Origin of the sequence: Anaerofustis sp., assembly GCF_019420015.1 — a bacterium.
Lineage (GTDB): Bacteria > Bacillota > Clostridia > Eubacteriales > Anaerofustaceae > Anaerofustis.
Genome location: NZ_JAHZIA010000051.1, coordinates 974 through 14,108, shown reverse-complemented (window position 1 = coordinate 14,108; position 13,135 = coordinate 974). Strand labels below are relative to the sequence as shown.

The following is a 13,135-nucleotide window of genomic DNA, read 5'->3' as shown; positions in this document are numbered from 1 at the left end:
TAGATTAAATATTCTTATATTAATACAATAGGTTATCTATAGATAAGGTATCTATAGATAACCTATTAAGATAACAAAATAAAATAGGGTAGCTATAGAATAGGTAATCTATAGCTACCCTACTACCCCATTATCTGCCTTAAATAAAACCCTCTGTACAAAACAAAAAACAGACATAACTGTAATGTCTGTTTTGCATATTAAACTTATTCTTATCTTCATATGATAAACAATATCATAAAATCTCTTACTAAGCCTTTAAAGAAACCTATACTCCCTAATATCCGTATATCTTGTACATAAGAATCGAGCCGCTCACATTGGCATTCAAAGACTCACACTTGCCGCTCATCGGTATCTTTACCTCTTTGGTGGCATAACGAAGGCATTCCCTGCTCACTCCGTTGCCTTCGTTTCCGACAATCAAAACATTCCCCTGTCTATTGAATTCACTGTTAGGGCTTCCCTCAAGAGTCGCTGCCGTCACATCAAATCCTCTGTCTTTTAGCTCTCTGAGCAAATCATAATTTTCATCTTTCAATATTTTTATTGAAAGTATGCTTCCGGCACTCGCCCTCATAGACTTAGCCGAAAAAGGAGAAGCACACCCCTCAGAAATAACCACCGCATCAAAATCCGCACAAACTGCGGTTCTTATAAGACCTCCCACATTCTCACTGTCCTGTACGTTGTCAAGATAAAGAATATTTGCCGAGTCATCAATCTCGTCTTTATCCCCGTATTCAATGCTTATAACCGCAAGAACTCCCTGAGGAGACTTCGTCGTGGATATATAATCAAATATATCGTCGCTCACCACAAGAGCATTTTTATATTCTCCCGAATACTTTTCTCTAGTCACTATATATTTAATCTCAAAATCACCTTTCAGAGCATCATCAACAAATTTCTTCCCCTCCAAAATGAAAAGATTGTTCTTGTCTCTGTATTTCTTCTTATCCAAACTTTTTATCAATTTCACTGTTTTGTTGGTTTTAGACGTAATCATATTTTTTCCTCTTAAAATCTAATCACTTTATTATACTTTTTATTTAACAAAAAGTAAACATACATTTAAAATCATCATAGTTAACACTCTTCTTTCCACACTCTTTCCCATCTCACTCTCTTCCCTAAAAATGAATATACAATAAAAAATAGGGTAGTTATAGATTACCTATTCTATAACTACCCTATTATATTTCGTTATTCCAATAGGTTACTTATAGATACCCTATCTATAGATAACCTATTGTGTTGATATAAAAATATTCAAATATTTTATTTTTCAATCTTTAAATAGGTGAGTTATAACTACCCTATATCTGTTTTATACACCTAATAGGTAAGCTATAGCTACCCTATCAATCTACTGCATAAGTAGGTAATCTATAGATAACCTATTCTTCCTTTATTATTAAATAGGTTACTTATAACTACCCTATTATATTCCATTATTCTGATAGGTTAATTATAAATAAGGTATCTATAGATAACCTACTATATTGATATAAGAATATTTAATCTATTACTAATCTCTTAATTTTTAAATCTTTAAATAGGTTACTCATAACTACCCTATATCTGCTTTATAACCCTAATAGGTAACTTATAGATACCCTATATATCTCTTATATGAAATAGGTAACCTATAACTACCCTATTGGAATTATAAAAGCATAACGAATAAAACAGAAATGCCCCCTAATACAAAAGGCTGGAATTTTTAATAAAAACCTTTTGTATAAAGAATAAAACAACATAGGGTAGTTATAACATAGGCAATCTATAGCTACCCTATTTGAGAAGTTTATTTAATACAAAGTTTTACTTTGCAAATCATAAATTTATGTACAATATCCTACTTCAAAATTTTAAAATAGGTAAGTTACAGAATAGGTAATCTATAGATTACCTATTCTATAGATAAGTTATTTTAAGAAAATATATAAAATAAAGTAATTTTTGCTCTAATTATGGTATAATGTATTGTAAGAAAATAAGGAGAGTATGGTTATGAAGTACAGTGCGTTTTACAGCGAAACATGCAAACGGCTCAGAGAAAAATACAAGGAGGAATTGGAAAACGACTCTTTGGATTATGACTTCCTGCTTGACTCGGTAGATGCGGGTATTTTTTTACTGCTCGGAGACGAGTACGACTTCACCCGTGAAGAATTGAACGATTACGAGTACATAGCTTCAAAAATGCTAGAGCACGATTATTCTGATGAAGATTATAAATACGTCGAAAACGAAGTCATAAAGTCTTTGGAAGAATATTAAAAAAAGAAGTAAGATTATTCTTACTTCTTTTTTATTTTAAAATAAAACAATTCATATTTATTTGTCTTCAGTCAAATATCCGTTGTTTAAAAACTCAACTCCGGTATCGCTCGCTTCGGCAATGGTCTTTTGAATATCTTCCATAAGTCTTGCAAAATACATTTGAGATTCCAAAAACTCTTTTATGTCCGAAATGTTCGATATAGTCGAATATAATAAATTAAATTCGTTTATCAATTTTTCGTCAGGTTCTTCCCCGTTCATTTGAGCAACATAAGACCTGTACTGCAAATTCATAAAATCTTTAATCATCTTTTTGTGTTCTTCGCTGGTGTCTATTTTTTGAGCAGCCTTTTGGTATCTTTTAAATTCATCGCTTTCTTTTACCGCTCTCGCTAAATCATTGGCTTTGTCATATACATTCATCCTTATTTCTTCCTCCTATAAAATTAATCTATTTTTACATACATAAGTATAGGTAAAATCATAGGTCTTCTCTTGGTGTTCTCATATAAATACTTTTCAAGCTCATACTTCATATCCCCTTTGATACTGTTGTAATCAAATAGCCTGTCTTTGTATTTGTTAAGCACCTTGTTCGCTATATCTTTTGCCCCGTTTAAAAGCGCTTCGCTTTCTCTCATATACACAAATCCTCTGGATACTATCCCCGGTCCGCTTACGACTCTTTCCTTGGTAAGAGATACAACCACTATAAACAGTCCGTCTTCGCTGAGCTTTTTCCTGTCTTTAAGAACGATGTTTCCGACATCCCCTATTCCAAGCCCGTCAATCATCGTAAGTCCGTTTGCGACTTCTCCTTTTACCTTGGCTTTTTCGGGTCCTATCTCAAGAACATCCCCGTTTTTCAAAAGAAAAATATTGTTCTCTTTCATCCCAAGCTCCATGGCAAGCTCTTTGTGAGTGGAAAGCATCTTGTATTCCCCGTGGGCGGGCATGAAGTACTTGGCTTTTATTATAGAATGCATCAACTTAAGCTCCTCTTTTTGAGCATGCCCCGAAACGTGTATACCCTCTGCACCCTGATATACAACTTTTGCTCCAAGCTCGAAAAGATTGCTTATTACTTCCGCAACGGTTTTTTCGTTTCCCGGTATCGGAGTTGCGGAAATTATTACAAAATCTTCACTTGAAATCTTGAACTGCCTGTGCTCTCCGTTTGCCATCCTGCTCAGTGCCGCCATAGGCTCTCCCTGAGAACCGGTGGTCAGTATAACCACTCTTTCCGGCGGATAGTTGTCCACTTCGTTAAGCTCTATCAAAATATTGTCGTTAAACTTAAGATATTTCAACTCTTTTGCCACAGCAACAACATTTACCATACTTCTTCCGCTTATGGCAACTTTTCTTTTGTATTTCTTTGCCGCATCAAACACCTGCTGAACTCTGTGTACATTTGTCGCAAAGGTCGCAAGTATTATTCTCTTGTCCGCACCTTCTTTAAACAAAGACATAAAAGTCTTTCCTACGCTGGCTTCGGATTTTGCATGACCTTCCCTTTCAGCATTGGTACTGTCCGCAATCAAAAGGTCTATTCCTTGAGCGCCTATCGCAGCCATCCTCTGCAAGTCTATTTGCTGGTTGTCCACAGGCGTATAATCAACCTTAAAGTCTCCCGTATGGAATACTTTTCCACCCGCACAGCTTATATAAAGGGCACAGCTGTCGGGAATCGAATGGTTTGAGGTCACAAATTCCACGCTGAATCCTTTTACCTTTACGGTGCTTCCCTTCCTTACTATATGCAGCTTCGCACTTTCATCCAACTTGTGCTCCACAAGCTTCCTTTTAAGAAGCCCCATGGTAAGCTTCGTGCCGTATATAGGTATGTTTATCTGTTTTAATAAATAAGGAATCGCTCCTATATGGTCCTCATGCCCATGAGTCAAAAATAACCCTCTTATCTTATTCCTGTTTTCGATCAAATATGTGAATTCAGGAATAACTATATCTATCCCATACATATTTTCATCTGGGAATTTCAAACCGCAGTCCACTATGATAATGTCATCTTCTGTTTCGAATACGGTCATGTTTTTGCCGATTTCCCCAAGTCCTCCAAGAGGAATTACTTTCAGCTTTTCATTCCTTTGTATCGCGTTTTTTTTGTTTGTGTCGCCTTTCTTGGTGTTTTTGGCACTTCTTTTTTGAGTCTGGTTTCTTCTTGGTTTTAATCTGCTTTCCTTTGAAGGCATAACTTCCTCTGCCCCTTCGGAAAGTCTTGTTTCTTCAGCTTGAGTCTGTTTAACTCCAGACAGCGGTGTGGCTTCAAAATTGTTATTTCTAAATGACATCCCAAAACCTACTCGCTGTAGTAATATTCACTGACTCTGTTAAATTCTTCTTCGTCGGTTACTTCTTTTACCACTATGCTGTCCTCGTCTTCTTCTTCAACCGTAAATAAATACGCATCTTCGTCATTTTCTTCTTCATATAAAACCAAATACGACTTGTCTTCAAACTCAAATTCATCTTCCACCAAAAAGGAAATCTCTTCTCCCTCTTCGTTTTTAAGTACAATTACATCAATTTCTTTTTCTTCACTCATCTAAAATCCTCCTATATTGTTATTGTTATAATCAAGATATGACGATAATATTATCTGTGCAGCCATCATATCAATAACTTCTCTTTTCTTTCTCCAGTTTACTCCTCCCGCTTCAAGAGCTCTTTCTGCTTCCTTTGTGGATAGTCTTTCATCCCAAAGCTTAACGGGTATTTCAACTTTGTCTTTTAATATCTCATAAAATTCTTCTGTCACAAGGGCTCTTTTCCCCTTTTCTCCGTTTAGGTTGAGAGGGTTTCCCAAAATCACAAGCCCCGCATCGTAATCTTTTATGTATTTCTTTATCTGCTCTATATCCGTATCGAGGTTTTTTGTCCTTTTTATAACCCCGACACCCTGAGCTGTTATATGTAATGCATCGCTTACGGCAATGCCTATCCTGCTGTCGCCGTAATCTATTGCCAAAATTCTTTTTTCCACGATTTCTCCTTGTTTTTTAACGTAGCAACTAAAACCTACTTATGCTATATAAGTAGGTTTTGATGATTATAAACTCTTTAGTTTTATTTTAAACGTACCGATAAAATTTATTTTAAATCAGAAAAATACTTTATTACCAATAACTCAAGTATCTCGTCTCTTTCCACCTGTCTTATCAGCTTTCTGGCATCTTTGTAAGAGGTAATATATGTCGGGTCTCCGCTCATTATATAACCTACTATCTGATTGACGGGATTGTATCCCTTTTCTTCCAATGCACCTTTGACTTTTTTCATAGTCTCTTCGATTAATTTCGAACGGTCGTTATCCAAACTGAATTGTACCGTATAGTTACTGTTACTGTTGTTCGTTCCCATAATATCACCACCTGTTTAAATTTTACCCTATATATAATAATTATTCAAGTTTTTTATTAAATTCTTAAATTATTATAATCTTTCTTTAATAAACTTAATAGCATTTTCAACCGCCAAATCAGCTTTTGAAATATCCTTTATACCCGCTTGGGCCATATCGGGTCTTCCGCCGCCGCCGCTGCCTATGCTCTTTGCAACGTCTTTTATAAAGCTTCCGCAGTTAAATCCGCCTTTTACGGTCTCTTTGTCCGAAGAACATATCATAAATCCTTTTTCGTCTTTTACGCTTACAAAGAATACTATTACTCTGTTTTCCTTGTCTTTTATCTTGTCGCAAAAGTCTCTCAGCTCGTTCATGTCAAGCCCGTCAACTCTTGCAACCACACACTTGATTCCATCTGCTTCAAATGCGTCTTTTACAATATCCGAAATCTTGTCCTTGTTTGCTTCTTTCTTAAAGTCACTTAGCTCTTTTTCCAAAGATTTGTTTTTATTTATTAGTTCTTCTACTTTTTCAATTATATTATTGTTATTAAGTCTTAATTTGTCTTTTATTGTCGCAAGAAGTTTGTAATTTTCCAAACTTGCCTCAATTGCACTTTTTCCCGTAATCCCTTCTATTCTTCTCACTCCGCTTGCTACCGAAGATTCAGAAAGAATTTTAAACACGCTCACATCGTTTGTATTCTTAACGTGACATCCTCCGCAAAGCTCAATCGAGTAATCTCCCATTTTGACAACTCTTACCGTACTTCCGTACTTTTCTCCGAACAATGCCGTCGCACCGAGCTTTCTCGCTTCCTCTATTCCCGTCTCAAAATACTCAACCGCATCTTTTTTCAAAATCTCTTCGTTTACTTTTCTTTCCACTTCTTCAAGCTCTTTGTCAGTCATCTTTTCAAAGTGAGAAAAGTCAAATCTCAGTCTTTCGTCATCAACGTAAGACCCCGCTTGGTTTACGTGTTCCCCGAGCACTTCTTTCAATGCCTTGTGAAGAAGATGAGTGGCAGAATGGTTTCTTTCTGTGTTCAGTCTTCTCTCTTCGTCAACCGACAATAAATACTCGGCTCCTTTTTTTAGGCTTCCTTCTTCTATTTCGACTTCATGAACGAATTTGTCTCCGCTCTTTGTAACATTTACGACTTTCGCCAAAACACCTTCGCCTTTTATTACTCCGGTGTCGTTTACCTGTCCCCCGCTTGTCGCATAGAAAGGAGTTTTGTCGAATATCACAAGAACCTTTCCGCTTTTTGCTTCGTTACATTCCTGTCCATCTTTTATCATTTCGATTATCACGCCTTTGGCGTTCATGTTCTCGTATCCCACAAACTCCGTACTTTGAAGGTTAGCTATAAAGTTGGTCAAATCACCTTTGTAACTTACTATATCTTTGCTTGATCTTGCATTTCTGGCCTTGTCCTTTTGCTCTTTCATAGCCTTTTCAAAGCCTTTTTGGTCTACTTTAAGTCCCTTTTCTTCCAGTATCTCCGTCGTAAGCTCAAATGGAAATCCGTAAGTGTCATAAAGTTTGAAAGCGTCTTCTCCCTTTAAAGTGTCCCCTTCCATGTTTTCCATCAACTCTTCTATCAAAGAAAGTCCTTCTTTTACGGTTTCGTTGAACTTTTCTTCTTCTATGTTGATAAGCTTTAATATAGTCGTTTCTTTTTCTCTTAAGGCAGGATACGCTTCTCCCGAAATTTCGATTACTTTCTTTGCCACACCTTCCATAAAGTGTCCTTCTATTCCAAGGAGCTTTCCGTGTCTCATCGCTCTTCTCAAAATCCTCTTAAGAACATATCCTCTTCCTTCGTTTGAAGTAAGGATACCGTCACTTGCCATAAACACGCTGCTTCTTATATGGTCGGTTATGACTCTTATGGAAATATCGTCTTTTTCGTTTTCTCCGTATTTTTTCCCCGAAATCTCACATATGTAGTCAAGTATGTATCTTATGGTGTCCACTTCAAAGATGTTGTCCACTCCCTGTACGTATGCCGCAAGTCTTTCAAGCCCCATACCTGTATCTATGTTCGGATGTTCAAGTCTGTTGTAATTTCCGTCCTTGTCTTTGTCGAATTGCGTAAACACGAGGTTCCATACTTCCATGTATCTGTCACAGTCGCAGCCTACCCCGCAGTTCGGAGAATCACATCCGTATTCTTCTCCTCTGTCAACGTATATTTCGCTGCAAGGTCCGCATGGTCCAAGCCCTATTTCCCAGAAGTTGTCCTCTTTTCCAAGTCTTGTAATCCTGTCGTCCGTCAAACCGATTTCTTCTTTCCAAATCTGAGCCGCTTCGTCGTCGTCTTCATAAACCGAAACGTAAAGCTTGTCCTTGTCCAGCCCTATTTTTTCAGTTAAAAATTCCCATGCAAAATTTATCGCTTCTTTTTTGAAGTAATCCCCAAAAGAAAAGTTCCCCAGCATCTCAAAGAAAGTACCGTGTCTTGCGGTTTTACCCACGTTATCTATATCCGGTGTTCTGATACATTTTTGGCACGTGGTAACTCTCTTTCTGGGCGGTATTTCCTCTCCTATAAAATAAGGTTTTAAAGGAGCCATTCCCGAATTTATCAAAAGCAGACTCTTGTCGTTGTGAGGAACGAGAGAAAAACTCTCGAGTTTTAAATGTCCCTTGCTTTCATAAAACTCCAAAAACATTTTTCTAAGTTCATTTAAAGAATAATTTTTCATATATATCTCCTATTTTTTTATAATTATATCTCCCGATAATTTAAGCCCTCTTGCCGTTAAAATAGGGCCGATAACTTCAAAAACAAATGTTGCGCCCATGATTATGTTTAAAAACAACGCACTGTACTCTGGCATCATTCTGGCGGCGGCAACCGCAAGCCCTACTCCGACTCCGGCCATTGGCATAAGCCCCATACCCAGGTAGTTTCTCGTTACACTGTCCGTCTTTACGCTTAAACACCCAAGGAATGCTCCGAGAATCTTTCCGACAAACCTCGACAGTATAAACATAAGCCCTATCATTCCAAGACTCATAACCACTTTAAGGTCCAAACTGTATCCTGCAAGGACGAAGAAAATCACATATATCGGATTAACCGCATCCTCCGTAAGCAAAAATACCCTGTCGTATCTGGAACAGAAATTCGCCGTCACACTTCCTATCGCCATACATACAAGTATCGAAGAAAGCCCAAGGTAATTTCCTATCCCTGCCCCAAGAAGAACACAGCAGCAGCTAAGTACAAGGACCTGAGAAGAATCCCTTCTGATCTTCTTTTCCACAAAACATAGCATAATGCCGATTATTCCCCCTACTGACAGAGAAAGCACTATCTCTTTTAAAGGAGCAAGAAGCGCACTTTCGACGTTAAAGTGACCGTTTATCATCGACTCCGCCACAGCGCAGGCTATGCTGAACAAAAACAGACATACGGCGTCGTCCAAAGCCACAACGGTAAGTATCGTGTTCGTAAGCTTGCCTTTGGCTTTGTACTGTTTAATCACGTTTACCGTGGCGGCAGGAGCGGTAGCCGCCGAAAGAGCCCCGAATACTATGGAAAGCGGCAGGTCTTTCGTAGCCAAATACACTCCGAAAGTAACGACCAAAATCGTAACCGCGGCCTGTATTACAGTAATTACAACGACCCCTCCGCCCAGGTTCTTTATCTTGTCGGTATTAAAACTCTCCCCTATATTAAAGGCTATAAACCCAAGGGCAACATCCTGAAGGAATTCAAGCTCCAAAAGTATGTCTTTCGACACAACATCGAAAAACGACACCCCCAAAATAAGTCCTGCAAGAAGATACCCCGTCACTGCGGGAAGCTTCAGTTTTGAGCAGACTTTGCTTGCGGCAAATCCCGCAAAAAGAAATATCCCCAGAGTCAATAATTCATCCATTTCTCACCTCATATAAAAGCCGATATCAACTCATAAACGCTTCTATTTCATCAATCTCTTTCATTATGCCTTTAGTTAAAACTATGTTGGAATCTTCTGTTATAAGCACATTGTCCTCTATCCTGATTCCAATGCCAAATTTATCTATGTAAAGCCCCGGCTCAACCGTAATCACGTTGCCCGCCCTAAGGGGTTTGTCTTTTTCAAAAGGATCGTGGCAGTTAAGCCCTATATGATGGGATACAAAGTGATAATAATAATTATTCACCTCTTCTCTCTTTTCTATAAGCCCCATCTCAGATAGTTCTTTTTCGTATATGTCTATCACAATCTCGTTAAGCTCTGTAAGAGTAACTCCCGGTCTTGCGTTTTCTATTACGCTCTTATTCGCTTTAAGCACGATTGAATATATTTTCTTTTGCAAATCGCTGAACTTTCCGCTTACGGGATAAGTCCTGCTTACGTCCGCACTGTACTTATCCACCCCGCTTCCGCAGTCCAAAAGCACCAGCTCGCCGTCTTTTACCCTGTCTTTTCCCTTTATGTAGTGAAGGGTAAGAGCGTTTTTCCCTCCTGCCACTATGGTAGGGAAAGGTATTGTACACCCTTCTTTTCTCGATACATAATCTATCGTTGCGGCAATCTCCCCTTCTTTTACTCCTTCACGGGTTATCTTCATCGCCATGTTTACCGCATTTTTAAGGTTCTTCGCACCTTCATAAAGACACCTTACTTCATACTTCGTCTTTACTTCTCTCAAAGAGTCGATGCATTTTTTTATGTTGTAAAATTCCAGATTGTCAAAAACTTTGTACATCTCTTTAAACATTCTAAGGTTCAAGTTGTAGTTTTCGCTTTGATTGTTTTCATCCAAAGTACAGTATATGTTCTTCATGTCCTCGCTGTTTCCGATTTCGTTTATGTACTTTTCAAACTCATCAAGATAAAAAACTTCCTCTGCTTCGCTAAGTGCCATAACTTCCGGTATCGAAAGCTTTATTCCGGTCCATTTCGAAGCGAATTCGTTGTTCTTAGGAATAAACAACATCTCTCTTTCTTCATTGCCGCATTTGTATAAAAGAAGTATGCAGTCTTCCTCATCCACTCCCGTAAGATAATAAAAATCCCTGTTTACTTCAAACTCGTAGTCATTCCCGTTTTCGCTTTTAAAAAGCTCACCCGAAAAAATAATTGCGGACGAATTGTCTTTCATATAATCAAATACTTTTTTTCTTCTGTTTTTTAACTCCTGACCAATCATAAAATGCCTCTTTTTCCCTTTATAATTAACTTATTCATTGTACCACAGTAAAAAAATTTTATCAATATTTTAAACTTTATATATTCCTCATAAGCGTACAAAATACTCAACCTGTTATTTTAAAGTAAAATACATTAATCTGTTCTCAATATGAACCCATTCAAAATTAAAATAAAAAGAATAAAAACAAATCTCAATCCCATAGACATGGCATCAAAAAACGGAATAGACACAATAATAACAAACGGCAAAAACCCAAACAATATAAAAAAAATAATAAAAGGAGAAAAAACAGGCACCTTGATTAAAGGAAAAAAAAGTTTAAATAAAACTCTCATGGATTTTTTATTTAAACTTTCTGTTTTTTGGTATAAAATTTTCTTATTTTACTTCTTAAGCTCCATGTAAAGCAAAGGATAATCTCCGCCCTGTTCATCTTTTTCAGTTCTCTTGTAAACCTCAAATCCGATGTGTTCATAAAATCCCTTTGCCTGGGGATTCTGCTCGTTTACCGCCACTTTGCTTACTCCCTTATTTTGTATTCCGTATTCTATAAGCTTTCTTCCGTATCCCTTTCCTCTTTCTTCAGGCGATATAAAAAGCATCTCAAGGTTTCCCTCTTCTATCCCCATAAAAGCAACGGGAGTTTCCTCTTTTGAATATAAAACGAATAAATCCGCAATCCCTTTAAGAGCCGAAGGAACATATTCTTTTATGTTCTTTATCTCTTCGTCATTCAAAAACAAATGAGTTTCTCTCACAGAAGCTTCCCATACTTCCAAAAGCTTTTCAATTAGCTCTTTGCTTCTTTTCTTTTGTTCTACAATTTTCATTTTCATTCCTCCCCAAAATAAAATCAACGAATAGGTGCATAACTTACCTTCCCATCGGTTTGTTTAAACTCAATATAACAGCCGTAATCCATCCGTTAAGGCATAAAAGCGAAAATAGGTTTATCGGTCTATATCGTATAAAACTATTCTTATAATTCTTCCCGTTTTTTACGGTAAATCCATAAAAGTAAAACCGCATATAAGTATAAAAATCATAAGACATCTCAACAACCTTAATCCATTCGTTAAAGAAGCTGACTCTTTATCATCACAAAACAACTTAATTTCATCACTTCTCACAACCCCATCCGTTTTCTTTACTTTAAACTCACTCTTTATATTAAATACATAAAACCCCAAATCATTTTTTATTACATCATAACAAAAAACCTCCCTTTATCAATATAATTTTCAAAATATCTCCCGTTTTCCAATAAAATAAAATCCCCATAAACCCCGCATACTCTCCATAAGTAACCCCAAAGCCCGTTTTTGAATATTATATACAAACCGATTTTGTTTAAGGAGGAATGTTTTGATATCGATAAGTTTATGCATGATCGTAAAAAACGAAGAAGAAGTGCTTGCAAGATGCCTTGAAAACGTAAAGGAAACAGTTGACGAGATTATCATCGTCGACACGGGGTCAAAAGACAAAACCAAAGAAATCGCCTTTAAATACACCGACAAAGTCTTTGACTTTAAATGGAGGGACGACTTTTCAAAAGCGAGGAATTATTCCTTTTCAAAGGCCGAATCCGATTACATCCTTTGGCTCGATGCAGATGATGTCTTAATGTACAAAGACAAAGAAAAGCTTAAAAACCTAAAAGAAACCATAAATAAGAACCTGGATGTAATAATGATGAAATACAACACTTCCTTTGACGAAAACGGAAATGTTACCTTTTCTTACTACAGAGAAAGACTCATCAAAAACATCAAAAAGGACCTTTGGAAAGGATTCATACACGAAGCCATATCCCCTTTCGGGAATGTTTTCTACAGCGACATCGCAGTAACCCATATGAAAATAAGAGAGTCCGACAAAGACAGAAACATAGAAATATTCGAAAAACACATAAAAAAAGGAGAAACTTTATCCAAAAGAGAACAATTCTATTACAGCAGAGAACTCTTCTACCACGAAAGGTACAACGAAGCAATCGACAACTTTAACAAATTCCTGAATATGAAAGACATCTTTTTAGAAAACAGAATCGACGCTTACAGACTTCTGTCTTACTGCCATAAAAAAACGGGAAATCCGACAAAAGAAATACAAATCCTTTTCGAAAGCTTCATTTACGATACCCCAAGAGCCGAAGTATGCTGCGATATAGGAAACTACTTCCTTACAAAAAACAACATTGACATTGCCGTTTATTGGTACAAAAGAGCGCTGGAATGCGAAAGAAAAGACGAAAAAGGAGGGTTTATATCACAGGACTGCTACGGATATATACCTTTGATACAGTTGTGCGTATGCTATGAC

The 13,135-nt window shown here is 37.1% G+C and carries 13 protein-coding genes; 2 read left to right on the top strand and 11 right to left on the bottom strand.

The features are described from left to right. Positions 1-277: 277 nt before the first annotated feature. Entirely contained in the window at positions 278-1,009 is a 732-nt protein-coding gene (locus QZ357_RS08810) for an RNA methyltransferase (protein ID WP_290776293.1), read from the bottom strand. A 1,007-nt stretch (positions 1,010-2,016) separates the two neighbouring features. Here QZ357_RS08810 and QZ357_RS08805 point away from each other — a divergent pair. Continuing rightward, positions 2,017-2,286, top strand: coding sequence for a hypothetical protein (locus QZ357_RS08805; protein WP_290776291.1), 270 nt, complete (start codon positions 2,017-2,019; stop codon positions 2,284-2,286). 57 nt (positions 2,287-2,343) lie between these two features. Here QZ357_RS08805 and QZ357_RS08800 read toward each other — a convergent pair whose 3' ends face one another. From QZ357_RS08800 to QZ357_RS08755, 10 genes are all read right to left on the bottom strand, one after another. After that, complete coding sequence (locus tag QZ357_RS08800) at positions 2,344-2,712, bottom strand: YlbF family regulator (protein WP_290776290.1); 369 nt, start codon at positions 2,710-2,712, stop codon at positions 2,344-2,346. Positions 2,713-2,735: 23 nt separating this feature from the next. Further along, positions 2,736-4,601 (bottom strand): ribonuclease J, encoded by a 1,866-nt coding sequence (locus QZ357_RS08795; protein ID WP_290776288.1) that lies wholly within the window; start codon positions 4,599-4,601, stop codon positions 2,736-2,738. Between the two features lie 8 nt (positions 4,602-4,609). Further along, positions 4,610-4,855 (bottom strand): DUF1292 domain-containing protein, encoded by a 246-nt coding sequence (locus QZ357_RS08790; RefSeq protein WP_290776286.1) that lies wholly within the window; start codon positions 4,853-4,855, stop codon positions 4,610-4,612. Then, on the bottom strand, positions 4,856-5,293 hold the full coding sequence (gene ruvX, locus QZ357_RS08785; protein ID WP_290776284.1) for a Holliday junction resolvase RuvX: 438 nt from the start codon (positions 5,291-5,293) through the stop codon (positions 4,856-4,858). It lies immediately after the preceding gene. Positions 5,294-5,400: 107 nt separating this feature from the next. Beyond that, positions 5,401-5,670 (bottom strand): IreB family regulatory phosphoprotein, encoded by a 270-nt coding sequence (locus QZ357_RS08780; RefSeq protein WP_290776282.1) that lies wholly within the window; start codon positions 5,668-5,670, stop codon positions 5,401-5,403. A gap of 72 nt (positions 5,671-5,742) precedes the next feature. Next, on the bottom strand, positions 5,743-8,364 hold the full coding sequence (alaS, locus tag QZ357_RS08775) for an alanine--tRNA ligase (RefSeq protein WP_290776281.1): 2,622 nt from the start codon (positions 8,362-8,364) through the stop codon (positions 5,743-5,745). Positions 8,365-8,373: 9 nt separating this feature from the next. Then, entirely contained in the window at positions 8,374-9,546 is a 1,173-nt protein-coding gene (locus tag QZ357_RS08770) for a cation:proton antiporter (protein ID WP_290776280.1), read from the bottom strand. 25 nt (positions 9,547-9,571) lie between these two features. Next, entirely contained in the window at positions 9,572-10,807 is a 1,236-nt protein-coding gene (locus QZ357_RS08765; protein ID WP_290776278.1) for an aminopeptidase P family protein, read from the bottom strand. Positions 10,808-11,193: 386 nt separating this feature from the next. After that, positions 11,194-11,640: a GNAT family N-acetyltransferase gene (locus tag QZ357_RS08760; RefSeq protein WP_290776276.1), complete on the bottom strand. Its 447-nt coding sequence runs from the start codon at positions 11,638-11,640 to the stop codon at positions 11,194-11,196. Positions 11,641-11,808: 168 nt separating this feature from the next. Continuing rightward, the gene (locus QZ357_RS08755) at positions 11,809-11,940 is read right to left on the bottom strand and encodes a hypothetical protein (RefSeq protein WP_290776274.1); all 132 of its coding nucleotides are present in this window, start codon (positions 11,938-11,940) and stop codon (positions 11,809-11,811) included. Positions 11,941-12,175: 235 nt separating this feature from the next. On the opposite strand from QZ357_RS08755, the gene QZ357_RS08750 reads away from it, so the two are divergent. Then, positions 12,176-13,135: glycosyltransferase family 2 protein (locus QZ357_RS08750; RefSeq protein WP_290776272.1), on the top strand; the 960-nt coding region annotated here is incomplete at its 3' end.

Coding starts and splice junctions, on each gene's coding strand:
- QZ357_RS08800 (WP_290776290.1), bottom strand. CDS start 2,712: ATGAATGTATATGACAAAGCCAATGATTTAGCGAGAGCGGTAAAAGAA.
- QZ357_RS08780 (WP_290776282.1), bottom strand. CDS start 5,670: ATGGGAACGAACAACAGTAACAGTAACTATACGGTACAATTCAGTTTG.
- QZ357_RS08805 (WP_290776291.1), top strand. CDS start 2,017: ATGAAGTACAGTGCGTTTTACAGCGAAACATGCAAACGGCTCAGAGAA.
- QZ357_RS08770 (WP_290776280.1), bottom strand. CDS start 9,546: ATGGATGAATTATTGACTCTGGGGATATTTCTTTTTGCGGGATTTGCC.
- QZ357_RS08790 (WP_290776286.1), bottom strand. CDS start 4,855: ATGAGTGAAGAAAAAGAAATTGATGTAATTGTACTTAAAAACGAAGAG.
- QZ357_RS08765 (WP_290776278.1), bottom strand. CDS start 10,807: ATGATTGGTCAGGAGTTAAAAAACAGAAGAAAAAAAGTATTTGATTAT.
- QZ357_RS08810 (WP_290776293.1), bottom strand. CDS start 1,009: ATGATTACGTCTAAAACCAACAAAACAGTGAAATTGATAAAAAGTTTG.
- QZ357_RS08795 (WP_290776288.1), bottom strand. CDS start 4,601: ATGTCATTTAGAAATAACAATTTTGAAGCCACACCGCTGTCTGGAGTT.
- QZ357_RS08760 (WP_290776276.1), bottom strand. CDS start 11,640: ATGAAAATTGTAGAACAAAAGAAAAGAAGCAAAGAGCTAATTGAAAAG.
- alaS (WP_290776281.1), bottom strand. CDS start 8,364: ATGAAAAATTATTCTTTAAATGAACTTAGAAAAATGTTTTTGGAGTTT.